A 24,868-nucleotide genomic window follows, 5' to 3' on the forward strand; every position below is an offset into this window, starting at 1 on the left:
TCAAAAAGATCCCCATCTTCCGTGCCTTCTGCCTCTGCCAAAGCCCGGCGGGGGCACAATATGCTCCCCTCCGGTCACTTTAAGCGCTTTTGTGTTTATCAGGGCATTCAAGATCTTTTTTCTTCCCGAATAAAGAAGCCTCTGCACAGTTCCTCTGGAGATGTTCATCTTTTTGGATGCTTCTTCCTGTTCCATTTCTTCAAAGTCGCACAGGCGCATTGCTTCAAGTTCGTCCTGTCCCAGCTCTATGATCTCCAGTCCCGAAAGCGGGATACCCCTGGGTTTAAAGAAGGTGTCCCCGCCCAGCGGAGCGCAAAACCTCCATTTTCTTGGTCTTGGCGTCATTTGGTCAGACCTCCTTAAAGGTTTTAGTGTGCATATGCACATTATAGTGTTTGGCGGCCGCCCTGTCAAGAAGCTTCTCTTTAAAGCCGGGGAAGGGGCTTATGTGCGGTTCTTTGTCTGCATAAGTGCCGATACGAAGGCGGTTATAGGTATGCAAAGCACAAGTCCTATGCTTCCGGCAAGCGCACGGACCGCTTCTGTTACTATCATCTCAAGGTTCATTATCTTGTCTGGGGAGATATTGTTGGCTATCAAAAGCATAAGAAGCGGCATGGCCGAGGCGGTGTAGGCCAGGATAAGAGTGTTGGACATGGTCCCCATAACATCCCTTCCCACATTCATACCGGCGTTAAAAAGGTCTTTAAAATTGGAATTGGGATGTACCTTATGGACCTCTTCTACTGCCGAGGCGATCGACATCCCTACGTCCATGACAGCGCCCAGGGCTCCTATTACGATGCTGCCGAACAGCAGCCCCTGATAGTCTATCTTAAGGTTCATCGAAAAAAGCAGCATTTTGGATTCTTCGCTGCTTAGCCCGGAAAGATGGACCATGCTGCCTACCGCGTAAGCGAGCAGACCTGCAATAGAAACGCCGAAAAAAGTACCTATTGCGGCGCTGTAGCCCTTGGCCGTTCTTCCGGCGATTATCCTGAAAACGATGACAAGGACCGCCCCTGAGATAGCTACCGAAACAAGAAGAGGATTAAGCCCCATAAAGGCAAGGGGGAAAAGCACCAGAAAGACAAGCACTACGGTTATCAGAAGCCCAATCAGCGACTTAAGGCCTTTTAAGCCGCCCAGGGCCACAAGCAGGAGGCAAAAGAAAAAAGCAAGCCAGTATATAGGAGCGTCTCTTTCATAATCGGCGATGTTAAAAACCGGGGTGCCGTCGGGGCTTTCGGCCCGGGTCGGATATTCATCCACATATAGCATGACCCTGTCCCCGGGACGCAGTATCATGTCAGAGGCTATCATGCCTCCGGAGGCCCTGTGCTCTAAGGTCATCTGCTTTCCGGAAAACCTGCCCGATGTCACTTTGACGGTCACTTCCTGCACGAGGGTTTTCATGGCAGGGGAGGGGCCCATGCTTTCTGACAGGTCTTTTACCGAAAGCACCTTTGCCCTTGCGTGCTGCGGCTGGTGCACTTCTTCAGAAGCAAGGCAGGGCATAGAAAGCACAACTGCCGCGGCCAGGAAAGCGGATATCAACTTGAGCTTCATGTTTTAATGATACGGACAATAGGAGCGGCTTGTCAAGAAGGGCAAAAAAAAGCCCCCTGAATAAGGGGGCTTTTTCAACTGCAAGTCAGGGCCTAGTTCTTTGCGGCCTTTACGGAGATCCTTTTGGGCTTGGCCGCTTCTGCTATCGGGGCCTTTATGGTCACCACGCCGTCCTTAACCTCGGCTTCTATCGCTGAGGCATCGACCGGGCGCGGCAGATAGGTCGTGTAATCTACAGAAGAGATCATCTGTTTTCTGTAAACGACCTTTTTCTTCTTCTTTTCTTCCTCTTTTTCTTCAACTGAGCCCGTTATGTGGAGCACGCCGTCTTCATAGGTGATATCAAGCTTTTCTTCGGGTATTCCGGGGACCGCGGCCTTAACGAACACCCTATCGTCCTGTTCATAAACATTAAGGCCCTGGGTCATAGTCAGTTCCGGCCACTCCGCTATGTCCTCAAAGAACGGCTGCCATGCCTGCTTTTGCAGAGAAAAGAGGTCTCCTTTGAACGGATCGAACTTGATGAGCGCCATAAGTGTTCACCCCCTTTGGATCGTTTTTTCCAATTAGCACTCTAACATGCCGAGTGCTAATTTGTCAAGGGTGTTTTGCTCCCCCGGCCTCAAGAACCTTAACAAGTTCTTCCTTAGAAAGGTATCCGATGTGGCGGTAGTATTCTTTTCCCATAGAGTCGAACAATATCTGGGTCGGGATGGCCCTAACCCCGTATTTTTCCCCGTACGGGGCTCCCTGCCTGGTCCAGACATCATGATAAACCACCTCGACCTGCCCTTTGTACTCGGCTCTTATCTCGTTAAGAATGGGCTCCATTCTTTTGCAGGGTGGGCATTTTTCTGAACCAAGCTGTATATAGACGACCTTTATTCCTTTTGTGGGGACAACGGGCTGCTTTAGAGTTTTTTCCGCTGCAAAACCGATAGAAAGCCCAAACACCGCTGCTGCCAATAGAACCGCAAAGTATCTAACCAGTTTCTTCATTCCGGTCCTCCTTTTTACTGCATTAACCATCCGAATAAAATGCCTGATATCGTGGCCATAACAACGACCAGGGAAACATAAACGATGGTCTTTCTTGTTCCAATAACGCTTCTTACCACAAGCATCCCGGGAAGGCTTAAAGCGGGACCGGCAAGAAGTAGCGCAAGAGCGGGGCCCTTTCCCATGCCGGCATTAAGCAGCCCCTGGAGGATGGGCACTTCGGTCAAAGTAGCAAAGTACATGAAAGCGGCAATTATTGAGGCAAAGAAGTTAGCCTCAATAGAATTTCCCCCGACAAGAGCTGCAATATATCTTGAAGGGATCATGCCCTCGTGTCCGACCCTTCCCAACAAAAAGCCGGAGATCAGCACTCCCATCAGCAGGAGCGGGAGAATATACGCCGCATATGCCCAGGATTCCATAAGCCAGCACTTTATATCGTCCTTCTTGAACCACTTAACTAATGCCGCAAGCAGCCCCAGAGCGGAAAAGCCCGTGAACCACCACTTAAGCGCAAAGACCGCTCCCCATATGCCGCTGTCCCCGGCAATAGGTCTTCCCCAGTTGGCAAAGACAAGGATAAAGACAAGAGAGGCGATGAACAAAGCCGTCTGTTGCAGCGGCCGATGGCTTTTTTCTTCGGGTAGATCAAGCACCGAACCGGAAAGCCTTTCCTTTTCTTCGTTCCTGAAGATGAAATGCATCAGAAGCCCTATTACGATGCTGAAGGTTATTGCTCCCAGCGCCCTGGCCAGCCCCAGCTGCCAGCCAAGGATGCGCGCAGTAAGTATTATTGCAAGCACATTGACGGCAGGCCCCGAATATAAAAAGGCTATTGCCGGGCCAAGACCGGCTCCTCGTTTATAGATCCCGGCGAACAAGGGCAGCACAGTACAGGAGCACACCGCAAGTATCGTTCCCGATACAGAAGCTATCCCGTAGGAAAGCACCTTGTTTGCTTTGGCTCCGAAATACTTTATTACAGAAGCCTGGCTGATAAAAATGGAGATAGCCCCTGCTATCAAAAAAGCCGGGGCCAGGCAGAGAAGAACATGCTCCTGCGCGTACCATTTTGTGAGCGCCAGCGCTTCGAACACCGCATTGTCGAAACGCGGGTATCCTACCGGCATAAAATATACGGCCAGAAATCCGGCTGAGATCCAGAGAGCTCGTTTTATTGCACTCATTTTGCAAACACCACTATAAGGAGCATTTTGAACGGTTTTTTTGCATGAACAGCATGCGGTATCTTTGCGGGCATTACGATGGTTTTTCCTTTTTCAAGCAAATGTTCTTTTCCGCCGATAGTAATAAGTCCTTCTCCGTCCAGCGCTATCACCATCGCATCGCCGTCTGATTCATGCGAACTGATCTCTTCCCCCTCATCGAACGCGAACAGGGTAAGGCTGACGGAACCGTTCTGCGCCAGAGTTTTGCTCACTATCTGCCCCTTCTGGTATGATACCAGGCCCTCCAGCTCCAGAGCCGCCTCCGTATCTATGTTCTTAATGTACCTGTCTTTCATTGTAAAACACCCCTTTCTGTTAATGCCGTCCGGTCTTTTTGGCCTCGACCGTAATGCTGGACACAAAGCTCGATGATCGTCCCGCATCATAAGGAGTTTCTTTTGCTATGCTGATATTGTCAAAACCGGCAGATCTTATGTGGCCCAGATATTCTTCCCTAAGGCACGCTCCGGAAATACAGGCAGCATAAGACTCGGGGGATTTCTTTATCTCATCCGGCAGTTCTTTGGTCAGGACTATGTCCGAGACCATCATCCTTCCTCCCGGTTTTAGGACCCTGAAGGCTTCTTTGAATACCTTTGTTTTGTCGGGAGAAAGATTTATGACGCAGTTGGAGATCACGACATCAACTGAACTGTCGTCCAGAGGCAAAGCTTCGATCTCTCCGTGCCTGAACTCCACATTCTTAAAATCGCCTTTTTGTGCGTTGAGGCGAGCCATTTCTATCATGTCACGGGTCATGTCCACCCCGATAACTCGGCCGCTTGGCCCCACCTTTTGGGCGGAAAGAAAAGCGTCAAGCCCCGCGCCGCTGCCAAGGTCAAGAACGGTTTCACCTTCTTTTAAAGATGCGATCGCGGTTGGATTGCCGCAGCCAAAACCAAGATTGGCGCCGTCAGGAACAGCTCGTATCTCATTTTCGGAATAGCCTACCGCCATGCTAATCGCCTTTGTGTCAGGCCCGCTCCCGCAGCAAGAGCCTTTGGAGCAGCCGCAGGAGGAACCCTGCTTAATGAACCTGGAATAGCTCTCTCTCACCAGTTTCTTTGTCTCGTCCGCGCTCTTTTTCTTCATCAGTAGAACCTCCTTTGAAAATATAATGAAACATTAACAAGTCCGATCAGCACAGGGACTTCAACAAGGGGCCCGATCACTGCCGCAAAAGCAACTCCTGAATTAATGCCGAATACCGCTACTGCCACGGCTATTGCAAGTTCAAAGTTGTTGCTGGAGGCCGTAAAGGACAGTGTTGCGCTCTTGCCGTAATCCGCCCCGGCTTTTTTTGCCATATAGAAAGAGATGAGGAACATGATGACAAAGTATAGAAGCAGCGGCAATGCGATCCGCAGAACATCAAAAGGTATCTTTACAATGTATTCCCCTTTGAGCGAGAACATTACAAATATGGTGAACAGAAGGGCTGCCAGAGTAAGGGGGCTTATGGCAGGAATGAACTTATCATGATACCATTCCTTGCTTTTTACCCTTATAAGAACGGTTCTTGTTATAAACCCCGCTATAAAAGGAATGCCCAGGTATATAAATACGCTTTGGGCGATCTGACCAATGGTGATATTTATTTCAATTCCCTTGAGCCCGAACCACTGGGGAAGTACGGTGATAAAGACCCAGGCATACACGGAATAAAGGAATACCTGAAAGATCGAATTTAAAGCGACCAGCCCGGCGCAATACTCGGTGTCTCCTTTTGCCAGGTCGTTCCATACTATTACCATGGCGATGCACCTTGCAAGGCCGATCATAATTAGGCCTACCATGTATTCCGGATACCCATGAAGAAATACAAGCGCGAGGATGAACATCAAAACGGGGCCTATTATCCAATTTTGTATCAAAGACAGCCCCAGGACCTTTGTATTTCTAAATACATCCCCAAGCTCCTCATATTTTACTTTTGCTAGGGGAGGGTACATCATCAATATAAGCCCTATCGCTATAGGGATGTTTGTTGTGCCGGCCTGGAACTTGTCCCAGAAGGATGCAATACCAGGATATAAATGTCCTGCGCTTACACCTATTGCCATGGCCAAAAAGATCCATACAGTAAGAAACCTGTCTATAAATGATAGTTTTTTAGTAGCCATGATCAGTTTTCCTTTTTAATTTCCAATGTCCAATTGCCAATTTCCAATTACAAATTAATATAATGTATTTCCTTAATTGGACATTAGACATTGGAAATTGGACATTTCTCATTTTCCAAATGTACAACATCCGCCTTCTATCTTAAGTGCCTGCAGATTAACCAGTCCCTGTGCTATCTTTTTTCTTGCTGACGATAAAATCCTCGAAAATGTGGGTCTTGAGACCTTCATTCTCTTTGCTGCCTTTTCCTGGTCAAGCCCTTCAAAATCATACAGGCGGATGGCTTCAAATTCATCCAGAGTGACGATCACTTCTTCAAGACGCTTTTCAGGAACGCACTTTGGCTTAAAAAAGCGGAAGTCTCCGTCGCATTTGATATGTCTTGTCTTTTTTGGTCTCATATAGTTATGAACATGTGTTCATAACTATGATACACGGGACGCGCAAATGTGTCAATAGTGGGGGAGGGGTGACCCGACGCTGAAGCGTCGGCTCCGTTCGGGCAGGAGCCGAACCTTCAGGTTCGGGTCTGCGGACTATTCTTTACCCAAAATATAGGCGAACATCAAAGGCGCGACGATGGTAGCGTCGCTTTCGATGACAAAACTTGGTGTTTCTTTCCCAAGTTTGCCCCAGGTTATCTTTTCGTTGGGTACCGCTCCGCTGTATGAGCCGTAAGAGGTGGTGCTGTCTGATATCTGGCAGAAATAGCCCCATTTCTGGACGCCTTCTTCAAAAAGGTCCTGTTCAATAAGCGGCACAACGCAGATGGGAAAATCCCCGGCTATGCCTCCGCCTATCTGGAAAAAGCCAACAGAGTTCTTTTTGGATGTGTCCTTGTACCAGTCTATAAGAAAGCTCATGGTTTCCAGCCCGGACCTGACTATGGACATGTCCTTGATCTTGCCTCTTTTGTGGTCTGCAACAAGCACATTCCCGATCGTCGAATCTTCCCAGCCGCCGACAAAGATAGGGATATTCTTTTCGCAGGCTGCTATCATCCAGGAATCCTTTGTGTCTATCTGGTAATGCTCTTTAAGCGCGCCATCCCTCAACATCTGGTACATATATTCATAAGGGAAATATCTTTTACCTTCTTTTTGAGCTTTATACCAATATTGCTGGGCTATCCTCTCTATCCTCCTCATTGCCTCTTCTTCCGGAATGCAGGTGTCCGTTACTCTGTTAAGATGTTTGGCAAGGAGGGCTTCCTCGTCATCTTTGGTAAAGTACCTGTAGCCCGGGACCCTTACATAAAAGTCGTGGGCCACAAGGTTGAAAATATCTTCTTCAAGATTTGCTCCTGTTGTTGATATTGCGTGGATCTTGTCCTGCCTGATCATTTCTGCCAAAGTGATGCCGATCTCGGCAGTACTCATAGCACCGGCCATTGCCAAAAACATCTTGCCGCCGCTTTTTAAATGGGAGATATAGGATTCGGACGCGTCTTTTACAACAGCGCCGTTAAAATGCCTGAAATTGTGCTCCACAAACTTTTGTATCGCCTTAAACTGCTCTTTTGTATTCATGCCTTGATTATACCTGACGCGTTGCTGGCGGGCAAGGGTGTTATAATTACCTTAAAAAGAAAGGGGAAATAATATGATGAAAAAAACGGTTTTGTCTGCCTTGCTTGCCTTGTTTGCCTTGTCCGGACTGGCGTTTGCTCTGGAATTTTCTGCCGATCAGGTCGTTAAGATGAAGGGCATGGCGCCGGTCACCGGAAAATTGAATTTTTCCGACAACAAATGGAGGTCGGAATCAAAGTTCATGGGAAAACACACTGTTTCCATAATCCGGGCAGACAAAAAAGTCTCGTGGACCCTTATGCCCGATCAGAAGTCTTATATGGAAAATAAGTTGGATCCTGCGCAGGCTGCGGCTTCGGGAAAGGAAGTGCCTGGAGAGGTTAAAAGGGAAAAAGTTGGAAGGGAAAAAATAAGCGGGATGGACTGCGACAAATACAAAATAACATATAAAAACGCCGGGGGGACTTCGGTGCTTTTTTTGTGGATGTCAAAAGACGGTATCCCGATGAAGAGCGCTTCCCAGGACGGTTCGTGGTCCAGCGAAATGAAGAATGTTAAAGTGGGCAGGCAGGCGCCGTCTTTGTTCGAGCTGCCCGCAGGGTACAAAAAGATGTCAGTTCCTTCCGCGGGAAAAATGCCGAGCAAGGCGGATATGGACGCTATCAAGAAGATGATGAAAGACTACAGGTGAGCTTTTATTCTTGAGAGAATATCCATTATCTGATCGATGGAGCCGGCCCTGTAAAGTTTAGGATAGGAACAGCTGTCCGGGATAGGGGCATGGTAGCTTATTATCGGTTTTCCCGCTGCCATCGCTATCAATATCTCGTCCATTGTGCCGCTTTTGCCGGGAAAAGCTATGACTGCTTTTCCGCTTCTGGCGACAATGGCGTCCCTTGAGAGCCCGATCCCCGTCACAACAGGTATGTCAATAGAGTGGTTGGAAGCCGCATAAGAGAGTCCCGGCACTATCCCTGCGGAGATACCTCCGGCCCTTGCAGAGCCTATAGCCGCCTGCAGCATCACCCCCGGACCGGCGCCGTTAATAATGATGAACCCGTTATCTGCCAGTGCTTCTCCAAGCAGTATCCCGTCCGAGGCCAGATTCTCAACCGGGCATTCTATGTCTATATTGGATGAACCTATCACCGATATAGGAAACAGATCCCTTGATGCCAGAAGATCGTATTTGCTGTCTTCTTCCGCAGGCAGCATTACAGAATCTATCCAGGCCAATATGTTGTCCATTGAACCGGGTGCCAGCGCCCCGGCGCTCATGCACGGGATAAATTCGTTTTGTGCCACCAACTGCGCCCCCAGAGGGAACTGCTGATCAAAGGCCCCAAAAACACTCTGTCTTCCGTTCTGGAAAGCTCCTCCAAAAATATCGTCCCCGCCTATCCGCAGCAGCGCCCTGCCGGCCCTTCCCATGATAGGGGCGCGGATATCTCCGGTGCTGGCCACTATATTGAGGTCGGTCTCTCTTATCGGAGAATCTCCCGGAAACAATCCAACGGCCGGGGCGCAGCTTTCCTCCAGGCCCAGGACAAAGGCGCGGATAAACCTGTTGTACTGCCCCACAACGGGAAGCAGCTTTCTTGCCGCAAATTCCCGGCCCAATCTAAAAGCAAATTGGAGCGCTTTTCCGCTGTAGGTATCCTCATCGGCGACAACACTTACCATCCTGTAGCCCATGCCGTTAGCCCTATGCAGTTCGTTCATGAAAAGCCGGGTCAGGTCCGGGTAGCCGCAAGCTCCTGGGAGCGTGGACGAGGTCAGGTCTATGCCCCTGTCCCTGAGACCCGAAAAAATACTTTCGACGAAGGGTCTTTCGAGATCCCTGTAAGCGGCCCTTTCTTCTTTTGTCATATGGTGGTATAGATGTGCTCTGCCGAGCCCGGACAACCCTTTGATCTCGCTGGTGATCATTTCCGCAACTTCTGATGACGGCAGCTGCAGAAAGGCATTGACAGGATGCTCCAGTCCGGAGGTCTTTGACGATTTTATTGCGGACCCGAAGGAGCGCGCTATCTCCCTAAGTCCGCATACGGCCCTGGGGCGCAGGTTGTGAGCAGGTATTGCAGTGTTTGTGTTCATCTAAAGGTTTATCGCAAGAAAGAGGGCATTATTTCAGGTAAGTCGGGCAATAAAAAAGACCCCCGCCTAGACGGGGGTCTTTGATCGATCTAAGATATCAATTAATATCTGTCGAACGAACGTCTTTGTCCGCCGTCGCCTCTGGGGCGATCGGTTTTCGGTCTGCCTTCGTTGACGGTCAGTTCGCGGTCGTTCCATTTATAGCCGGTCATGCCTGCTATAGCCTTGGCGGCGTCCGCGTCTTCCATGTCAACAAAACCAAATCCGCGGGACTTTCCGGTGAACTTGTCGTTCACTATTCTGGCTGAGATAACATTGCCGAACTGGGAAAACTTTTCCGACAGTTCCGCGTCAGTTACCGACCAGGGAAGATTGCCTACGAAAATGCTTTTCATTTTGTTTGTAACTCCTTATTAAATTTCTCTGCTGGATAATGATAGAGAGGACCAACTGCGTGGTAACACTCACAAAAAGGAAGCAGACAGCCTTTTTAGTTATCAATCATTAACTTCGACATGCTTATACTAGCACAGAGCATCCTAGAATGCAAGGGCTTTCTTATCTTGAAGGATTGACCGACCCTTTTTTGTCCTGTCGCAGCTGTTGCCTCTGGTTGAGGTAGTCCTGTCGCTTTCTGTCCTGTTCGGCTTTTGCCTGTTGGGCTTTTGCCCTCTGTTCGTCTATCTGCTGCTGGGTCGGCTGTATGGCAGGGTTAAAATAGGTTGTGGGAGTGGTCCAGGGATAATAATAGACTGAGTGGTCCCAATAGCGCTGGTCAAAAAAAGCGTCTATGTCATCCATCCTTTTCGTCACAGCCCTGTGCTCGTTCTCGGCTATCCTGCGCTGGTGGTAGGCCTCGGCCTCTTCTGTGGTCATTGGAGCGCCTTTCCCGAAAAAGGGCAATTCAACCGCTATGTTCAAAGAAGCCGTTAGTCCGCTGAAGGAAGCCTGATATAAAAGCGCCGAGCTGACGGGGTCAATAAAGGTCTGCCTGAGCTCGGCCCTGATTATTGTGCCCCGGTCTATGTATAGGTCCGCTCCGGCAAATATATGTTTTCCGAACTTTGTGGTCTGCAGATAGTTGTAGTCCGGGTCGCTTTCATTTATGTAATAGAGGCCGACGCCGGCGCCCAGATATGGAGAAACGGAGCTCTTTTTGAACGGATAATAAGCAACTGAAGCCGTAACGGGTATTATCGTAAGCGCCGTTCCGTAGGGAGCAAGAGGCGAGCGGTTGCCTTCGGAATAATAGGAGATGTCGCCGATGGCTGAAATGCCGCTTTCTGCCCTAAAGCCCAAAAAGGCTTTGTAGGTCATTCCTCCCTTGTAATAATCCCTTATCTGGATGTCTTTGGGATATAGATAGAAATAACCGGCTCCCACGCCTCCTGTCACGTTCAGGTAGCTGGCAGACGGATCTGCATGTGCTGACGCGCAGCAAACCGCCGCAAGAAAGAACGCTGTCAACAGGACAATACTAATAGATCTCATTATCACTTCTGTCCGTGATCAATTTCCTGCCGGAGAAAGAGTTTGTCTGGCCTGAAAGAGCTCGTTCAATTTCTGCTTCTGTTCAGGTGTCAACTGTTCCCTAACCCAAAGCATAAAGTCGATCTTCTTTTTCTGGAGCTCGGTCATTGTCCTGGATGTTTCCTCTGTCAGTTTGTCTATCCTGGCCCTGTCGGGCTGGTTTGCAACAAGCAGTTCGTTGAGCTCATTTTTTTGGGCGCGCAGCGTATCGGCCAGAACAGCCATTTCGCTTTCTGCAGCCACTTCCCTTGCTGTTATCCTGTCTTTTTGTTCTTTTGTGAGGTCTAATCTCAGTATGATGCCGGTCTGGTCTATTTCTTTTTTACCCTGTGCCGGAGCGCTTGCCTGGCACAGAATTAGGAATGCCAGACACACTGCCGCGGACCTCAGCGCCGTTTTGCCTTTCACATGTATTCTCCTCTCAAAGTATTTGACCGCCTGGCCGCCCAAAAGGGTCCGTACAGATTATAGCATCAGAACTTGATAAGCTCTCTGAGTTTTTCGGAAGCTTCTTTTTTAAGCCTTTCGGTCCCCTCGGCAGCTTTTTGCTTTATAGCTTCTTCCGCCTTCTTCTTTTCTTCATCTAGCACAGCCTGTATTTTTTCTTCGGCCTTCTTTTTCAGGTTCTCTATCGGTTTATCCAGCACAGGCCTGGGGATCGGCAGCTTCAGGCTTCCCGTAAGCTCAAAAACGGTCTCCAACCAGCCCGTAGGACCCCTCAAGAGAGAGTATTCCCTGCCGAGCCCTGTCGTGATCCTGGGAGACAGGTTAAGGGAAAGGCGGTTGCCCGGCACCCAGGTCAGGCTGTTAAGGTCTATCCCGCCGGAAAAATCAAGCATAAGGTCCTTGTGGGCAAAAGCCAGCGTTCTGACACTTATGACCATGTTCTTTATAGCTGCGTCAGCAGTCAGCCTTTCAAGTTTGAGGTCGTTCTTAAGAGAGTTGGATCTGATCAGGTCTGCTATCGAAGCCAGTATCTTTGTCCTTTTAAGTTCTGCCTGGCGGATATCCACCTTTGCGCTGCCCGAGAGGTTTTTGAGCGCCGCTTTTGGGTCCACCCCTCTGCCGCTAAAAGACAGCCCGACATCCATTGTTCCGTAGAGCTTGTCCTTAAGGTCCTTGTAGTCTTCAAGCCTTGTCAGGAAAGTGTCGATGATCACATTCGAAAACGAATGAGCGTCAAATCCGGCAAGTTTGAGGTCCTTTGCCGAATAGGCAAGACCGGGCACATTGAGGTCCGCCAAAAGAGCGCCGGACAAAACGCCCTTGTAGAAGCCGATCTCTTTTATATCGATAGCAGCCTTTTTATTCTTTAGCTGTGCAAAAAGAGCGATCCTGTCCACGGTAAAGTTCTGGAAGGTCAGCGCGTTTATATCGGCAGAGGCCTTTAGCGACAGCGTCCTTGGAATGGAGGCTGTTAAGGCGTTGACAGTTTCTGTCAGGTCAGCGGGCTTGGACTTTTTAACGCTTTGTCCGGAAAACACCGCTATCAGCGGATCAATGGATAGTTTTTTGGTGGACAGGTCCAGCACAATGTCAGGTCCGCCTTTAAAATTGGAAGCCAGAACAGAGGCAGAGGCGTTTTCGCCTGCTACCGACAGAAGGAGAGGGGAGACCTTTATCTTTTCTTTGTCGAGCTCCAACTCTATCCTGCCCGAGAGCGCTATCGGGACCGGTTTGCCCTGATACAAAACATCCGCGGACGCCTTAAAGCCGATGGGTTTTTTCATGGCCAGCTCAAAGCCGGAAACCGACATGTCAAAATTGTTCAGCCCGGATACCGTATCCGCTGCCCTGTCCCGGTAGGTGATCTTTCCTTCCTTGATATAAAAACTGTTGACAAAGAGTTCAAAAGGCAAGCCGGCTTTTTCTTCTTTCTTTTTTATTTCATCTTTTTTACCCGGAGCAAGGAGGTCCGAAAAGTTGAATTCTCCTTTGGGCTGCTTTTCTAAGAGTATTTGCGGCTTTAGAAGACCGATCTTCCTTATCACGACCCTGCGCCGCAAAAGAGGCCAAAGGTCGTAATGCAGTTCTATGGCATCGGCAGAGATAAAGTCCCTTTTTCCGTATCTTTCAAGGTCGGCGATAGAAAGCTTTTCAAGCTTTAGTCCGGTAAAGATATTGAACGATGCCTTTTCTATCTTAACTTCACGGCGGAGCAGTTTTGTCAGCTCGGCGGCTGCCATATCCTTTATCCTGTCCAGCGGCAAAAAGAGCGCCAGCGATACCGAGGCAACGGCGGCCAGGATGATAACGGCTGCGGCAGCTATCCCGAGCCGTTTGAACAGTTTTTTCATTTCGCTTTACTCCTTAGAAAAAATAAAAGACCCGCTCTTGCTGTCATGGTCTATCTTTATCCTGTCGCCTTCCTTAAAGTCGCCCTTTAGCATAGAGAGCGCCAGTTCGTTCTGTATCTTCTGTTCTATCAGCCTTTTTAATGGCCGCGCCCCGTACAGGGGGTCAAACCCCTCTTTTGAAAGCGCCGCAACGGCCTTTGCGCTCAGGTCAAGATAGATCTTTCTTTCTTCAAGCCGTTTCTTAAGCTCGGCAAGCTGAAGCCTTACGATATGCTCTATCTGTTCTTTGTCCAGCCGGTTAAAGAACACTATGCTGTCCAGCCTGTTCAGGAACTCAGGCTTAAAATGGGATTGGATCTGAGAAAGCACTTTGTCCTTTGTTTCTTTCTGCACGGGTCCCTCGGCGTACAGGTCCGACCCTATATTGGAGGTCATTATTATCAAAGTGTTCTTAAAGTCCACAATGTGCCCCTGTCCGTCGGTAAGGCGGCCCTCGTCAAGTATCTGCAGGAACACATTAAAAACTTCGGGATGCGCCTTTTCTATTTCGTCAAACAGCACTACGGAGTAAGGGCGCCTTCTAACCTTTTCGGTAAGCTGGCCGCCTTCTTCATAGCCCACATAGCCCGGAGGAGCGCCTATCAGGCGGCTGACGGAGTATTTTTCCATATATTCGGACATGTCTATCCTGACCAGAGCGTTCTCGTCATCGAACAGGAACCGGGCTAAGGTCTTGGCAAGAAAGGTCTTTCCTACTCCGGTAGGTCCCACGAACATAAAAGAGCCCATCGGCCGGTTTGGATCGGTCAAGCCGCTTCTGGACCTTCTGATCGTGTTCGAGATGATCGACACAGCCTCATCCTGGCCGATCACCCTTTCTTTAAGCCTTTCTTCCATCTCGACATATCTTTGTATCTCGGAACTCATGAGCTTGCTCAGCGGGATACCCGTCCATTTGGACACGACTTCCGCAATGTCCTCTTCGTCGATCTCTTCTTTTATGATGGAGCCTTCTTTTTTAAGCGCGTTCAGCTGTTTTTCCTTTTCCTCAAGCTCCTTCTGCGCTTTTACCAAGAGGTCGTACTTGATCTGGGCAGCCCTTTCCAGGTTGCCGGCCTTTGTCGCGTTAAGCTCCTCGTTCTTTAACTGCTCTATAGCTACTTTGGCTGCTTTATTGGCATTTATAAGTTCCTTTTCCTGTTCCCATTTCTTTTTCATGGAAGCGCTCTTTGTCTTGGCTTCTTCCATTTCCTTCCTCAATTTTTCCAGCCTCTGGACAGAGGCCCCGTCCTTTTCTTTCTTGAGAGCCTGTTCTTCTATCTGGAGCTGAAGTATCTTTCTGTCGATCTCATCTATCTCGGAAGGCAGACTGTCAATTTCTATCCTCAACTTGGAAGCGGCTTCATCTATCAGGTCAATTGCCTTGTCGGGCAAAAATCTCTGGGTGATGTACCTGTTGGATAGCGTGGCGGCTGCCACTATCGCGGAGTCCTTTATCCTTACACCGTGATGGACCTCGTAGCGGTCCTTAAGCCCTCGCAGGATGCCGATAGTCTCCTCCACGGTGGGTTCTTTTACCAGAAGGGTCTGGAACCTGCGCTCGAGCGCTTTGTCTTTTTCTATATATTTTCTGTACTCATCAAGTGTCGTTGCCCCTACGCAGCGCAGTTCCCCCCTTGCCAGCATCGGCTTTAACATGTTGGAGGCATCGATCGAGCCTTCGGCTGCTCCGGCGCCCACAAGAGTGTGAAGTTCGTCTATAAATAGTATTATTCCGCCTTCGCTCTTTACTATTTCCTTGAGAACCGCTTTGAGCCTGTCCTCAAATTCGCCCCTGAACTTTGCCCCCGCAACAAGAGAGGCCAGATCAAGCGCCACGATACGCTTGTCTTTGATGCCGGATGGCACATCTCCTCTTGCTATTCTCATGGCAAGGCCTTCCACTATTGCGGTCTTTCCCGTGCCGGGATCGCCGATAAGGACAGGATTATTCTTGGTCTTTCTTGAGAGGACCTGGATTATTCTCCTTATCTCTTCATCTCTTCCAATGACCGGGTCTATCTTTCCCTTTTTAGCCAGTTCCGTCAGGTCCCTGCCGTATTTTTCAAGAGCGTTATATTTGTTTTCGGCGTTCTGATCCTCCATTTTTTACCCTCCTTTTTCTTTGATGATGTTTTGCAATGATACCGTATCCGGTAAGGACGCTTGTTCCGATAAACTCGACCAGATGGGACAAAGACCCCTTTTGTGCATATTCCAACGCCTCGTAGTAATCCGCTTTCCTATTCTTTTCAATTATGCAGGGTGCGTATCCGGCGTCAATAAGCTGCATGATGGCAAGAATGCGCCCGACCCTTCCGTTCCCGTCCCCAAACGGATGGACCGCTTCAAAAGCCGCATGAAAGGCCGCCGCCCTTTCTACGATACTGCCTTTTTGTCTTTTTGCTTCTTTGATAGCCGCTCTCATTTCGTCCTCGATATCTTCAGGAGCAGGCAGGGCAAACGTAACGCCTCTTATGGCCCTGTGGTGCCTGGAATACTTTCCCGCATCGCTTCTGATCCCCTGCATAAGGACCCTATGAAGGCTCTTAATTGTGTCTTCTTTTAGAGGCCCCTCCATCTCTCCGTCAAAGACCATGTTAAGGGCTGCTGCGTGATTGGTAGCCTCCAGATGTTCGATGTACGATTTGTCGGCAATATGGCCTTTATCAAAAATTATCGTGTCGGTCTGCTTCTTTGTCAGGGTGCTTCCTTCGATGGCATTTGAGTTGTAGGTCAACTCAAGCATGATCTCCTCCCTGATGCGCAGGTCGTCTCTGATGAGCCTCGAGCAGTCTTTGAACCTCTTCTTGAGTTCTTTTATGTCTTTCAAGAGCCGTCTTATCTGGCTTGCGGGGACCGGCTTGATGCCGACCTTTTCCTTGTAGCAAGCGCTTATTTTGTTCTGCGCTAAAAGGCGGGGCACAGCCCTTTTGTTAAGCCATCGGTTAAGCGCGGCAAAGGTGACGCCCAGTTCGGATGCTAATTTTGCCTGGGAAATGCCCGTTTTGTCCAGGATCTCTCTCAATTGTGTTATATAGTTATGAGGTTTCATATGAAAAAGTATATAGTAAACTATATAAGATGTCAAGGGTGCAAAGACTGCGGGTCCAAATCCGTATATTTTGTCCGGTTATCTAAATATTTCCGTCACAAAAAGGATCCTGTTCGAGCCCATTTGATAGAGTTCAAACGGAACGGCAGACCTGCCGTTCTTCTGGGAAAAATACCCGTTCTTTTTCATGTGGGCCTCAAGGGCAGGGTAGGCCTTCATGGGGCCGATCATATACGACAGAGAGTTCCTGATGGGAAATTCCGCGACCATACTCAAACTTTTCTTGATAGTTTTGAGCTTATACTTTTTTCCGAGACTTTTGACTTTTTTCATGTCCTTGCTGTCAATTAAGCAGCCGCAGTCGCTGCGCAGGCGGTCCTTGCTAACTTTTGACGGGTCATCATAATAGATGCCGATGCCGTCGCGGGTCGTTATTTTGTCGGCTTTCAGAGACTCATAGACCCTGCTGAAAACAGTTCCGGTCTGGGAGTAGGGGCCGACAAAGTGCTCATAAACCAGAGTATAAGGGCCCATTTCCTTTTCTTCAATTTTCACGGAGCTAAATACGCCCATATAGACCAGAAAAGACACAATTGCCGCAGCAAGCACCAGAAGCGAAATCGCGCCCCATTCTAGTATTTTCATTTAGCGTTCCTCCTTCAGGATATTATCTAACAGATGACACAAGCCTGCAAGACTTGCTCAAGGACAAGGAAGCTCGCAAAAATAGCATTCGCATCAATAATTATTTGGACTTGCTTTTGTGAGTTCGGAGGGGGTGGGATTTGAACCCACGGCTCCCGTTTCCGGGATCTAACGGTTTAGCAAACCGCCCTCTTAAGCCACTTGAGTACCCCTCCAGAACAGTATTGAGTGTGAGTTTGAGCCTTGAGTATTGAGCGCTCAAGACTAAGTACTCACACTATGGCTCAAGACTGATCAGGACCGCAAACCCAATACTAATCAATTATAGCGGATTATAATGAATCTATCAGCCCAAAAAGCATTTTTGATATTTCTTCAAAAATCAAATAAAGACTGTTGTGCTCTTGATCGCTAATAATCCGGTCATCTCTCAAAATATCAATGATCGCGACAGTTTCATAAGTGACCCTCTGGCAATCGTAAAGAAGTTCTTTTTGTCTGCCTTTGTCGCCTTGCCGGTACCTTCGGCGATATTCAGCAATATCCCGAGAACGCTTCGTTTTAATTGATCATTAATGCTTTTTTCTGTCCCGTGCTTTTCCCGGAGAATAGAATAAAGGAGTTTCCTGGCTTCTCTGGTTTTTTGATATACGGTTAGTTTTTCGAAATCAAACATGTTAGCACAGTATTGAGTGTGAGTTTGAGCCTTGAGTATTGAGCGCTCAAGACTAAGTACTCACACTATGGCTCAAGACTCATTCTAACAAAAGGGTGTTAGGGTTGCAAATTATCTGTTAAGTACCCAGACGGCCCAGGTCAGATAGGACGCAAAACTGACCCAGAGCAGGTATGGGACAAGAAGTGCGCCTGCCCATTTGTTCAGTTTCCCCATCAAATAAATGCTCGCCGCAATAAGGCACCACAGTACCGCAATAACGAGCAGGCCGCCAAAAAGCTGGCGCCAGCCGAAAAAGACGATAGACCACAGAGAATTAAAAGCGAGCTGCAGGGCAAACACGGACAGGGCCGTTATTGAGGCCTTGTCAAAATTCCATTTTCTTATTACAAGGAACAGTGCGATCCCCATGAACACATAAAGCGTTGTCCAGACGGGACCAAAGACCCAGTTCGGCGGATTAAGCGCCGGCTTGATAAGACCCGCGTACCAGGTGGGGATAGAAGGATAGGTGTAGATAGAGCCTATCACTCCGGCCAGCAGACAGACGGCGATCGAAGCAGCCAGGGTCAGGATATCTTTTATCATTTTAGTATGAACTCCTTTAAATTGTCGTATGCAGGTGCTATCTTGAGCCCTCCTCTGGGCCCGGCAAACTTTCCTCCTGTTATCACCTCCCTGTAGGCTTTTTCGGGCGCAAAACCTTTTTCTTCAACAAGATACCGGCCGATAACGGCGCCCGTCCTGTCGGCCCCCCATTTGCAGTGAACATAGACAGGGCTCTTCATCGCTTCTTTTATCATAGCCCATTCCCTTGAGTTCGGTACTCTGCTTGAATGCATCGGGACATGAAGTCTTTTCATCTTTGCCGTGTCAAGGAGCCTGCGGTACCTGTCCTGGATGCGTCCTGTATTTTCAAGGTCAATTACTTTATCTATCCCACGGGCTTTAAGGGAGCCCAGGATCGACAGGACTTTCTTGTCGGAATTTCCAAAATTGTTGTCAGGACCAAGGGGATGGCCTCCCGCGCAGACATTTTCATCTATAACGCGGAAGTTATAGGGGATTGTCGGGCTTTCAATGGCATAGAGAGGAATACCCTCCAAAGCGCCAAAAAGAACGATCAGCAGGCCCACGATCAATTTTTTCATGGGGCCGAGCTCCTTTTGTAAAGGTTAAAACCTGAGCCTGTTAAAACCCTGGTCGACCCCCAGCCTGAGTATCTGTTTAAAAATGCCGGTGTCTATGGTGAACAGCATCGCAAGACAGGTTGCCAGGATCACTACCGAGAGCCATTTGGTGTATGGCCCGTTGGTCCTTGTAAATAGTATGACGGACAAAATGCCTATCAGTACAGGCCCGAGCGCGCTTATCCTGCCGAGGGGCACATGGTATCCTCCGACATACTGCGAACTGGCGCCCATTAAAGCGGCAAGATCAATATCAATTCGGAACAAGATGAGGACAAATTCCAAAACAAGAACTGCTAAAATGCCCCATGATGCCCATTTTGTTGAGGCCCCTTCTGTCCGGTAAACTTCATATGCAACAGCCGGAAGAAGAAAGATGAGCATGACAAGAGGGCTGGTTATCAGCAGTCCCCAGACCACCCCGGCAAGGGTCAGCAGGCTAAGCGCTGTACATATCTGAGGGGCGTATTTTACTGGTTTTGGCATTCTTATTCCTCCCTTTCTTTTGCTGACGCAAAACCTTTCCGCGTTCGCGGAAAGCTCCTTACTCGCTTCGTTCGTTCGGAGAGGGAGGGATTCGAACCCCCGGTAGAGTTGCCCCTACAGTAGTTTTCAAGACTACCGCCATCAACCGCTCGGCCACCTCTCCGTAACAGTCTTGAGCAATAGTGCGAGTCTTGAGTATTGAGCGCTGAAGACTAAATACTCAAACCCGTAACCAATACTTGACCATTATATAACATGACGATCCCAAATTAACCGCTCTTTTAAGTCGGCAAGCTAGATAGTCCCAAGGCTTCCCAGCAGCTGCTTAAAAACGGAAGAAGGCACGCTGACACCCCCTGTGAAAGGATAGTCGAAAACCATTATGGTGAACAGCACCATGGCAATTAGAGAGGACAAAAGGCATGTCATGCAAAGCTGCTCGATACGGTTCTCCGTCCCGAAGAAAAAAGTGAAAAGAACGGTCAAAGCCCCGCTGAGGATAAGGATGAACCATAGAACGGGATGAAGCCCGGTCCTTGCGTCCAATATCCTTTCTCTCCTCAGCTCGCTGGCATCGTTCAGCTTCTGGACGGATTCGGAAAAGAACACTTTCTGCATCTCTGTTTTTGGGGAATATCCCGTGTAAACATCCCAGACCTTAAGGAAGAGCTTGTTCGTCTTTTCGCTTGACCCTCCCTTTGCAAGAAGCGGCCACTCATCATCTACGGACGAGCTTATGTAGGCCGTTAGGGCTGCCCTTATCTTAGTTTGAGCGTCAGCAGACAGGGCAGCGGAATCTCTGTAAAGATCGGCGTAATAATTTGCCTCTTTTTCCAGATTGACCGATGTTTTATCAAAGGACTGCCAGGAAACTATTACCATAAAAGCCACGAGCACGGCGTACATCACGCCCATTGTGGAAAAGATGAAGCCGGCTATGTCGTTGTGCAGTCTTGATCTGTGTACCGGGATGAGTTTTCTAAAAACGAACAGTCCGGATGCCGCAAAAGCGCAAAAAAGCGCTACGAGCAGGAAGCCGAGCAAAGAGGTAGGGATGTAGTAAAGAAGTGCTTGTATTACAGTCATTATGTTCTCCTTCCAGGTATGATGATCACTGCAATTATACAGCAAACTCCTCGGATATGCGCAAAAATCAATGTGGCATTCTCGGCATTGTGTCAGTGATCTTGTTTGTTAATCTCTTCGGGACATGTGTAGGTTGCCTTGACTTAAGGACCTGCCGCAGTATAATTGTTATACGAAAGTAAAAAGGGGAACAACATGAAAATTGCCAGGCTGCCGGTTTGTTTGTGTCTTCTGACGGTAATGACCGCCGCAGTTTTTGCAATGGGGGAGGGGGCCTCGGACGAGATGAAGTTCATGGGCTCTTCGGATGTCATAAAACCTTCGCCCATAATGACCAAACTTACCAAAATAACAAGCACGGGGCATAATGTATACCCTGCCTGCGCCGGCGACGGGGATATAGCCTTTCAAACATATACCGAGGAAGAAACGGTTAACTCCGAGGGCAACAAAGTTCCTGTAGGTGTATTCAACATCATGATAAGCAACGGCAACACCTACAGCATGGTGACCAATGACAAGCATAAAAATGAGTTCCCCGCCTTTGTGAACGACCAAAAGATAATATTCAGTTCCAACAGGATGTGGAACGAAAAACTTTGGATAGCGGATGCTTCCGGCAAGGGCGGCCTTATACAGCTGACATCAAGCAATACCAACGACTTTTTCCCCAATGTTTCGCGCGACGGCAAAAAAGTGGTCTTCTCCTCTTTTATGAAATTTTTTACCCCGCCGCTTTCTGTCGCCAACCTCGGGGCAAGGTGGATGATCTGGGGAATGCTGGGGGAGATGCCCACTATCTGGATGGTGGATGTGGACGGCAGGAACCTGACCCAGTTCACCGAGGGTATAAGACCTGTATGGTCGTTCGACGGCAAAAAGATCGCATATTATAAACAGACGGGAAAGTATTACCAGGTCTGGGTCATGGATGCTGACGGCAGCAACCAGACCCAGCTTACCAATGGAGAGTATAACTCGATAGAGCCGTCCTGGACGCCCGACGGAAGGCTGGTCTTTGCCTCCAACGCCGCGGGCAACTATGATATCTGGAGCCAGAAGATAGACGGCACGGAACTTACCCAGCTTACGATACAGGACAGCTATGAAGGAGCCCCGGCCTGTTCCTATGACGGCAAGTATGTATACTTCCATTCTTTTCTCGGGAAAAGCTGGAATATCTGGCAGATGGAACTGGCAAAACCGTTCCAGGGGGACGGAGCAAAGGTCCATACAGCCAACTGATATGCTTTTTGAAAGGGGTCATATATGTCTTTTGACCCGATACTGTCAAATGTCATTTTAGGCAACAAACTCTCCGACTACCTGATCTTTGCTTCGATCATCGCGGGAGGAGTATTTGCGGTCAAGCTCTTTGCTTTTGTCGTGCTGACCAGGATAAAGGTGCAGGCAAAGAGAACAGCGACCACCGTGGATGACCTTGTTGTGCGTATCTTTGAAAGAACGCTATTGCCTCTGGCCTATGTTTTTGTGGTTTACCTCAGTCTCAATTATTTGGTCCTGCCGCAAAAGATAAAGCGTCTGGTGGATATGAGCTGGACGGCTGCGCTTTCAATATCCTTTATCTTTTTCCTGGTCTCGATCATCGAACATGCCCTTGAAAAATTATGGATCAAAAAGCAGAAAGATGAAAAAAGAGAAAAGAGCCTCAAGAGCATCGTAGCAGCACTAAAGATCATTATATGGGGAATAGGCCTGACTTTCTTGATGGATAATCTCGGCTTCAAAGTTTCTGCTGTTGTGGCGGGGCTCGGGATAGGGGGCATTGCCGTTGCACTTGCAGCGCAGGCTGTTCTTGGCGATCTGTTCAGCTATTTTGCTATCTTTTTTGACAGGCCTTTTGAAGAAGGTGATTTTATCGTGATCGGCGACTTTATGGGCTCCGTGGAGCATATAGGCATCAAGACAACTCGACTGCGCAGTCTTGGCGGCGAGCAGATCATTTTTTCCAACACGGACCTGACCAACTCAAGGGTGCGTAATTACAAAAGGATGGACAGAAGAAGGGTGGTGTTCAAGTTTGGTCTGACCTACAGCACAGAAACAGTAAAGCTTAAAGAGGTCCCGGGTTTGATAGCTGGTATCATCAGAAAAACCGGAAAAGCCGAGCTTGACAGGGCCCACTTTGCCTCTTTCGGGGATTCCAGCCTTATCTTTGAGGTCGTGTATTATGTTAACAGTCCGGATTACAATACCTATATGGACCTTCAGCAGGAAATCAACCTTGCCATCAAGGAAGAGGTCGAAAAACGCGGCCTTGAATTTGCTTTTCCGACGCAAACGCTTTATCTGTACGGAAATTCCAGATAAGGTCCTCTTAAAACAGTATTTCATTATTCTGCTGTGTTATAATTTAATCTGTGTCCGAGCCACTAGCTCATCTGGTAGAGCACTTGCCTTTTAAGCAAGTGGTGCCGCGTTCAAGTCGCGGGTGGCTCAAATGGGGGCCCGTGGTGTAGCCTGGTCTAACACGCATGCCTGTCACGCATGAGATCGAGGGTTCAAATCCCTTCGGGCCCGTTTTTTTTGTTTGAGGTGCCGCGGTAGCTCAGTTGGTAGAGCAGTAGCCTGAAAAGCTATGTGTCGGCGGTTCAATTCCGCCCTGCGGCATTTTTGGCCCGTGTAGCTCAGCGGTAGAGCAGCGGTTTTGTAAACCGCAGGTCGTCAGTTCAAACCTGACCGCGGGCTAAAAGCTAAGGAGGATAGGCCATGCAAAAAAGGATCCTTCTGGTAGATGATGAAAGCGACATTAAGCAGATCCTGAAAGCCATCCTCGAGAACGAGGGATATCAGATACTTGAAGCCGCCGACGGCAGGGAAGGTTTTGAAAAAGCGCTTGCCGAAAAGCCGGACCTTATTATCCTTGACATAATGATGCCTAATCTGGACGGGTTCGGGACCGCGGAAAAATTGAAGACCAACAAAGACACCTTTGGCATACCTATCATAATGCTTACAGCAAAGGATGAGCCGATCGACAAGGAAAAAGCTATCGCTCTGGGAGTGAATTCCTTTATAGTCAAACTGTTCGATCTGGAAGAGCTGAGACAGACGGTCAAAGAAACGATCGGATAGGTGCTTTTAGCCCAACAGATAGGCTTGTCCCGAGCGAGGAGCGCAGCGACGAGTCGAGCGAACCTTCGACAGGCTCAGGTCAGGCCCGTGTAGCTCAGCTGGTAGAGCAGCGGTATCGTAAACCGCAGGTCGTCAGTTCGATCCTGACCGCGGGCTTACATGTAATCTTGGATGCCAGGATGCTTCCCCAACAATCCCTCAATTTTGGCCGATGTTCCCTGAAATTACAGATTTTTCTTAACGATAAATCCAACAGATAAGCCTTTCAAATGGGAGTAGCGCCAATATGTCTTTAGCAGAAAAAACGGTTCTTGTCTTGAATGCAGGAAGTTCCTCGCTCAAATACCAGTTGCTCAGAGGCGGAACATCAGTAGCGGCAGGGAATGTGACCGAGATAGGAAGGGACGCCGTGTATAAGATGTCCCTGCCGGTAAAGAGAGAGTGGGATTGTAAGGCGCCGGACCATAGTGAGGCGCTTTCCCATATAGTAAAAGAATTAAGCGTCCATGATATAAGTGTTGCCACTCTTACCGGGGTTGGCCATAGAGTGGTTCACGGGGGGAGTTCTTTTACCTGTTCAGCTCTGATAGATGATGCGGTTGAAAGCGCGATAGAAAAACTTATCCCCCTTGCCCCTCTGCATAATTCCGCCAACCTTAACGGGATCAGGGCGGCTAGGCAGCTGTTCCCCGGAGTTCCGCAGGTAGCTGTGTTTGACACAGCGTTCCATCAGACCATGCCAGAGGAGGCCTACACTTACGGTCTTCCTCTGGAATTCAGGGACGCTCTTGGCGCAAGACGGTACGGCTTCCACGGCACTTCCCACCTTTATGTGTCAAGAGTGGCTGCGGTCATGATGGGGGCAGATCTTAAGGATGTTAACCTGGTCACGCTGCATCTTGGCAACGGCTCAAGCCTTTGCGCTGTCAGGGGAGGCCTGTCCATAGATACCACCATGGGCCTTACTCCGAATGAAGGCCCGCTAATGGGAACAAGGTCGGGATCCCTTGATTCCGGGGTCTTTAAATACCTGCTTGACTCCATTCCTGACCTTACCCCGGACGGGCTTGACGAAATGCTCAACAAAAAATCAGGGCTTTTGGGTTTGTCGGGGTATTCCAGCGATAGGGTGGCCATAGACGAGCTTGCAGAAAAAGAAGAGCCGGATATAAGGTGCGGGCTCGCGCGCAGGGTTGAGACCCATATGGTAAGAAAGTATTT

General features: G+C 48.9%; 28 protein-coding genes and 7 tRNA genes. 10 read left to right on the forward strand and 25 right to left on the reverse strand.

The window, feature by feature from the left end; all coding sequences use genetic code 11:
• The 10 genes from WC490_05560 to WC490_05605 all read right to left on the reverse strand — a co-directional run bounded on the left by WC490_05560 (window position 1) and on the right by WC490_05605 (window position 7,450).
• Complete coding sequence (locus WC490_05560) at window positions 1-345, reverse strand: DUF134 domain-containing protein (GenBank protein MFA5098077.1); 345 nt, start codon at window positions 343-345, stop codon at window positions 1-3.
• A 99-nt stretch (window positions 346-444) separates the two neighbouring features.
• The gene (locus WC490_05565) at window positions 445-1,569 is read right to left on the reverse strand and encodes a YibE/F family protein (GenBank protein MFA5098078.1); all 1,125 of its coding nucleotides are present in this window, start codon (window positions 1,567-1,569) and stop codon (window positions 445-447) included.
• Between the two features lie 92 nt (window positions 1,570-1,661).
• Complete coding sequence (locus WC490_05570) at window positions 1,662-2,102, reverse strand: Hsp20/alpha crystallin family protein (GenBank protein MFA5098079.1); 441 nt, start codon at window positions 2,100-2,102, stop codon at window positions 1,662-1,664.
• A 64-nt stretch (window positions 2,103-2,166) separates the two neighbouring features.
• Complete coding sequence (locus WC490_05575; GenBank protein ID MFA5098080.1) at window positions 2,167-2,568, reverse strand: thioredoxin family protein; 402 nt, start codon at window positions 2,566-2,568, stop codon at window positions 2,167-2,169.
• Window positions 2,569-2,582: 14 nt separating this feature from the next.
• Window positions 2,583-3,755: a permease gene (locus tag WC490_05580; GenBank protein ID MFA5098081.1), complete on the reverse strand. Its 1,173-nt coding sequence runs from the start codon at window positions 3,753-3,755 to the stop codon at window positions 2,583-2,585.
• Complete coding sequence (locus WC490_05585) at window positions 3,752-4,093, reverse strand: cupin domain-containing protein (protein ID MFA5098082.1); 342 nt, start codon at window positions 4,091-4,093, stop codon at window positions 3,752-3,754. Before WC490_05585 ends, WC490_05580 begins: the two co-directional genes overlap by 4 nt.
• 19 nt (window positions 4,094-4,112) lie before the next feature.
• Window positions 4,113-4,889: an arsenite methyltransferase gene (locus WC490_05590; GenBank protein MFA5098083.1), complete on the reverse strand. Its 777-nt coding sequence runs from the start codon at window positions 4,887-4,889 to the stop codon at window positions 4,113-4,115.
• Window positions 4,889-5,920, reverse strand: coding sequence for an ACR3 family arsenite efflux transporter (arsB, locus tag WC490_05595; protein ID MFA5098084.1), 1,032 nt, complete (start codon window positions 5,918-5,920; stop codon window positions 4,889-4,891). Before arsB ends, WC490_05590 begins: the two co-directional genes overlap by 1 nt.
• A 108-nt stretch (window positions 5,921-6,028) precedes the next feature.
• Window positions 6,029-6,322, reverse strand: coding sequence for a DUF134 domain-containing protein (locus WC490_05600; GenBank protein MFA5098085.1), 294 nt, complete (start codon window positions 6,320-6,322; stop codon window positions 6,029-6,031).
• A gap of 135 nt (window positions 6,323-6,457) precedes the next feature.
• A complete protein-coding gene (locus WC490_05605) occupies window positions 6,458-7,450 on the reverse strand; it encodes a deoxyhypusine synthase family protein (protein ID MFA5098086.1) in 993 nt (330 codons plus the stop codon).
• Between the two features lie 73 nt (window positions 7,451-7,523).
• On the opposite strand from WC490_05605, the gene WC490_05610 reads away from it, so the two are divergent.
• Window positions 7,524-8,141, forward strand: a complete 618-nt coding sequence (locus WC490_05610) for a DUF4412 domain-containing protein (GenBank protein ID MFA5098087.1) — start codon at window positions 7,524-7,526, stop codon at window positions 8,139-8,141.
• Here the strand turns inward: WC490_05610 and WC490_05615 are convergent.
• The 15 genes from WC490_05615 to WC490_05685 form a co-directional block, all read right to left on the reverse strand.
• Window positions 8,132-9,547, reverse strand: a complete 1,416-nt coding sequence (locus tag WC490_05615) for a hypothetical protein (GenBank protein MFA5098088.1) — start codon at window positions 9,545-9,547, stop codon at window positions 8,132-8,134. The genes WC490_05610 and WC490_05615 overlap by 10 nt on opposite strands.
• A gap of 101 nt (window positions 9,548-9,648) precedes the next feature.
• Entirely contained in the window at window positions 9,649-9,942 is a 294-nt protein-coding gene (locus tag WC490_05620) for an RNA-binding protein (protein ID MFA5098089.1), read from the reverse strand.
• A 163-nt stretch (window positions 9,943-10,105) separates the two neighbouring features.
• A complete protein-coding gene (locus WC490_05625) occupies window positions 10,106-11,038 on the reverse strand; it encodes an outer membrane beta-barrel protein (GenBank protein ID MFA5098090.1) in 933 nt (310 codons plus the stop codon).
• An 18-nt stretch (window positions 11,039-11,056) separates the two neighbouring features.
• Complete coding sequence (locus WC490_05630) at window positions 11,057-11,485, reverse strand: periplasmic heavy metal sensor (protein ID MFA5098091.1); 429 nt, start codon at window positions 11,483-11,485, stop codon at window positions 11,057-11,059.
• A gap of 65 nt (window positions 11,486-11,550) precedes the next feature.
• The gene (locus WC490_05635) at window positions 11,551-13,374 is read right to left on the reverse strand and encodes an AsmA family protein (GenBank protein ID MFA5098092.1); all 1,824 of its coding nucleotides are present in this window, start codon (window positions 13,372-13,374) and stop codon (window positions 11,551-11,553) included.
• A gap of 6 nt (window positions 13,375-13,380) precedes the next feature.
• On the reverse strand, window positions 13,381-15,519 hold the full coding sequence (locus tag WC490_05640) for an AAA family ATPase (GenBank protein ID MFA5098093.1): 2,139 nt from the start codon (window positions 15,517-15,519) through the stop codon (window positions 13,381-13,383).
• The gene (locus tag WC490_05645) at window positions 15,488-16,468 is read right to left on the reverse strand and encodes a Fic family protein (protein MFA5098094.1); all 981 of its coding nucleotides are present in this window, start codon (window positions 16,466-16,468) and stop codon (window positions 15,488-15,490) included. Before WC490_05645 ends, WC490_05640 begins: the two co-directional genes overlap by 32 nt.
• Before the next feature lie 78 nt (window positions 16,469-16,546).
• On the reverse strand, window positions 16,547-17,113 hold the full coding sequence (locus WC490_05650) for a hypothetical protein (protein ID MFA5098095.1): 567 nt from the start codon (window positions 17,111-17,113) through the stop codon (window positions 16,547-16,549).
• 125 nt (window positions 17,114-17,238) lie between these two features.
• Window positions 17,239-17,328, reverse strand: a tRNA-Ser gene (locus WC490_05655).
• 215 nt (window positions 17,329-17,543) lie between these two features.
• Window positions 17,544-17,789 carry a four helix bundle protein gene (locus WC490_05660; GenBank protein ID MFA5098096.1) on the reverse strand — a complete coding sequence of 82 codons (246 nt, stop codon included), beginning with the start codon at window positions 17,787-17,789 and terminating at the stop codon, window positions 17,544-17,546.
• A gap of 111 nt (window positions 17,790-17,900) precedes the next feature.
• Window positions 17,901-18,377: a TspO/MBR family protein gene (locus WC490_05665; GenBank protein ID MFA5098097.1), complete on the reverse strand. Its 477-nt coding sequence runs from the start codon at window positions 18,375-18,377 to the stop codon at window positions 17,901-17,903.
• Entirely contained in the window at window positions 18,374-18,940 is a 567-nt protein-coding gene (locus WC490_05670) for a hypothetical protein (GenBank protein ID MFA5098098.1), read from the reverse strand. The genes WC490_05665 and WC490_05670 overlap by 4 nt, the downstream gene beginning before the upstream one ends.
• Window positions 18,941-18,964: 24 nt before the next feature.
• On the reverse strand, window positions 18,965-19,465 hold the full coding sequence (locus WC490_05675) for a hypothetical protein (protein MFA5098099.1): 501 nt from the start codon (window positions 19,463-19,465) through the stop codon (window positions 18,965-18,967).
• Window positions 19,466-19,541: 76 nt separating this feature from the next.
• Window positions 19,542-19,628, reverse strand: a tRNA-Ser gene (locus WC490_05680).
• Between the two features lie 131 nt (window positions 19,629-19,759).
• Window positions 19,760-20,551, reverse strand: a complete 792-nt coding sequence (locus WC490_05685) for a DUF4239 domain-containing protein (protein MFA5098100.1) — start codon at window positions 20,549-20,551, stop codon at window positions 19,760-19,762.
• 195 nt (window positions 20,552-20,746) lie between these two features.
• On the opposite strand from WC490_05685, the gene WC490_05690 reads away from it, so the two are divergent.
• The 9 genes from WC490_05690 to WC490_05730 all read left to right on the forward strand — a co-directional run.
• Window positions 20,747-21,796: a hypothetical protein gene (locus WC490_05690; protein MFA5098101.1), complete on the forward strand. Its 1,050-nt coding sequence runs from the start codon at window positions 20,747-20,749 to the stop codon at window positions 21,794-21,796.
• A 24-nt stretch (window positions 21,797-21,820) separates the two neighbouring features.
• A complete protein-coding gene (locus WC490_05695; protein MFA5098102.1) occupies window positions 21,821-22,882 on the forward strand; it encodes a mechanosensitive ion channel family protein in 1,062 nt (353 codons plus the stop codon).
• Between the two features lie 56 nt (window positions 22,883-22,938).
• Window positions 22,939-23,011 (forward strand) — tRNA-Lys (locus WC490_05700).
• A 5-nt stretch (window positions 23,012-23,016) separates the two neighbouring features.
• Window positions 23,017-23,092: transfer RNA gene (locus tag WC490_05705), tRNA-Asp, on the forward strand.
• A 17-nt stretch (window positions 23,093-23,109) separates the two neighbouring features.
• Window positions 23,110-23,182 (forward strand) — tRNA-Phe (locus tag WC490_05710).
• A gap of 6 nt (window positions 23,183-23,188) precedes the next feature.
• A tRNA-Thr gene (locus WC490_05715) sits at window positions 23,189-23,260 on the forward strand.
• Window positions 23,261-23,281: 21 nt separating this feature from the next.
• The gene (locus WC490_05720; GenBank protein MFA5098103.1) at window positions 23,282-23,647 is read left to right on the forward strand and encodes a response regulator; all 366 of its coding nucleotides are present in this window, start codon (window positions 23,282-23,284) and stop codon (window positions 23,645-23,647) included.
• A gap of 83 nt (window positions 23,648-23,730) precedes the next feature.
• A tRNA-Thr gene (locus WC490_05725) sits at window positions 23,731-23,803 on the forward strand.
• A 130-nt stretch (window positions 23,804-23,933) separates the two neighbouring features.
• Window positions 23,934-24,868: acetate/propionate family kinase (locus WC490_05730; GenBank protein ID MFA5098104.1), on the forward strand; the 935-nt coding region annotated here is incomplete at its 3' end.

The organism is Candidatus Margulisiibacteriota bacterium, from assembly GCA_041650635.1.
In the GTDB taxonomy this organism is placed as follows: domain Bacteria; phylum Margulisbacteria; class WOR-1; order JAKLHX01; family JBAZKV01; genus JBAZKV01.

Coding starts and splice junctions, on each gene's coding strand:
- WC490_05645 (MFA5098094.1), bottom strand. CDS start 16,468: ATGAAACCTCATAACTATATAACACAATTGAGAGAGATCCTGGACAAA.
- WC490_05665 (MFA5098097.1), bottom strand. CDS start 18,377: ATGATAAAAGATATCCTGACCCTGGCTGCTTCGATCGCCGTCTGTCTG.
- WC490_05585 (MFA5098082.1), bottom strand. CDS start 4,093: ATGAAAGACAGGTACATTAAGAACATAGATACGGAGGCGGCTCTGGAG.
- WC490_05600 (MFA5098085.1), bottom strand. CDS start 6,322: ATGAGACCAAAAAAGACAAGACATATCAAATGCGACGGAGACTTCCGC.
- WC490_05685 (MFA5098100.1), bottom strand. CDS start 20,551: ATGACTGTAATACAAGCACTTCTTTACTACATCCCTACCTCTTTGCTC.
- WC490_05575 (MFA5098080.1), bottom strand. CDS start 2,568: ATGAAGAAACTGGTTAGATACTTTGCGGTTCTATTGGCAGCAGCGGTG.
- WC490_05720 (MFA5098103.1), top strand. CDS start 23,282: ATGCAAAAAAGGATCCTTCTGGTAGATGATGAAAGCGACATTAAGCAG.
- WC490_05615 (MFA5098088.1), bottom strand. CDS start 9,547: ATGAACACAAACACTGCAATACCTGCTCACAACCTGCGCCCCAGGGCC.
- WC490_05580 (MFA5098081.1), bottom strand. CDS start 3,755: ATGAGTGCAATAAAACGAGCTCTCTGGATCTCAGCCGGATTTCTGGCC.
- WC490_05690 (MFA5098101.1), top strand. CDS start 20,747: ATGAAAATTGCCAGGCTGCCGGTTTGTTTGTGTCTTCTGACGGTAATG.
- WC490_05560 (MFA5098077.1), bottom strand. CDS start 345: ATGACGCCAAGACCAAGAAAATGGAGGTTTTGCGCTCCGCTGGGCGGG.
- WC490_05695 (MFA5098102.1), top strand. CDS start 21,821: ATGTCTTTTGACCCGATACTGTCAAATGTCATTTTAGGCAACAAACTC.
- WC490_05640 (MFA5098093.1), bottom strand. CDS start 15,519: ATGGAGGATCAGAACGCCGAAAACAAATATAACGCTCTTGAAAAATAC.
- WC490_05590 (MFA5098083.1), bottom strand. CDS start 4,889: ATGAAGAAAAAGAGCGCGGACGAGACAAAGAAACTGGTGAGAGAGAGC.
- arsB (MFA5098084.1), bottom strand. CDS start 5,920: ATGGCTACTAAAAAACTATCATTTATAGACAGGTTTCTTACTGTATGG.
- WC490_05660 (MFA5098096.1), bottom strand. CDS start 17,789: ATGTTTGATTTCGAAAAACTAACCGTATATCAAAAAACCAGAGAAGCC.
- WC490_05675 (MFA5098099.1), bottom strand. CDS start 19,465: ATGCCAAAACCAGTAAAATACGCCCCTCAGATATGTACAGCGCTTAGC.
- WC490_05670 (MFA5098098.1), bottom strand. CDS start 18,940: ATGAAAAAATTGATCGTGGGCCTGCTGATCGTTCTTTTTGGCGCTTTG.
- WC490_05605 (MFA5098086.1), bottom strand. CDS start 7,450: ATGAATACAAAAGAGCAGTTTAAGGCGATACAAAAGTTTGTGGAGCAC.
- WC490_05570 (MFA5098079.1), bottom strand. CDS start 2,102: ATGGCGCTCATCAAGTTCGATCCGTTCAAAGGAGACCTCTTTTCTCTG.
- WC490_05650 (MFA5098095.1), bottom strand. CDS start 17,113: ATGAAAATACTAGAATGGGGCGCGATTTCGCTTCTGGTGCTTGCTGCG.
- WC490_05620 (MFA5098089.1), bottom strand. CDS start 9,942: ATGAAAAGCATTTTCGTAGGCAATCTTCCCTGGTCGGTAACTGACGCG.
- WC490_05635 (MFA5098092.1), bottom strand. CDS start 13,374: ATGAAAAAACTGTTCAAACGGCTCGGGATAGCTGCCGCAGCCGTTATC.
- WC490_05625 (MFA5098090.1), bottom strand. CDS start 11,038: ATGAGATCTATTAGTATTGTCCTGTTGACAGCGTTCTTTCTTGCGGCG.
- WC490_05610 (MFA5098087.1), top strand. CDS start 7,524: ATGATGAAAAAAACGGTTTTGTCTGCCTTGCTTGCCTTGTTTGCCTTG.
- WC490_05565 (MFA5098078.1), bottom strand. CDS start 1,569: ATGAAGCTCAAGTTGATATCCGCTTTCCTGGCCGCGGCAGTTGTGCTT.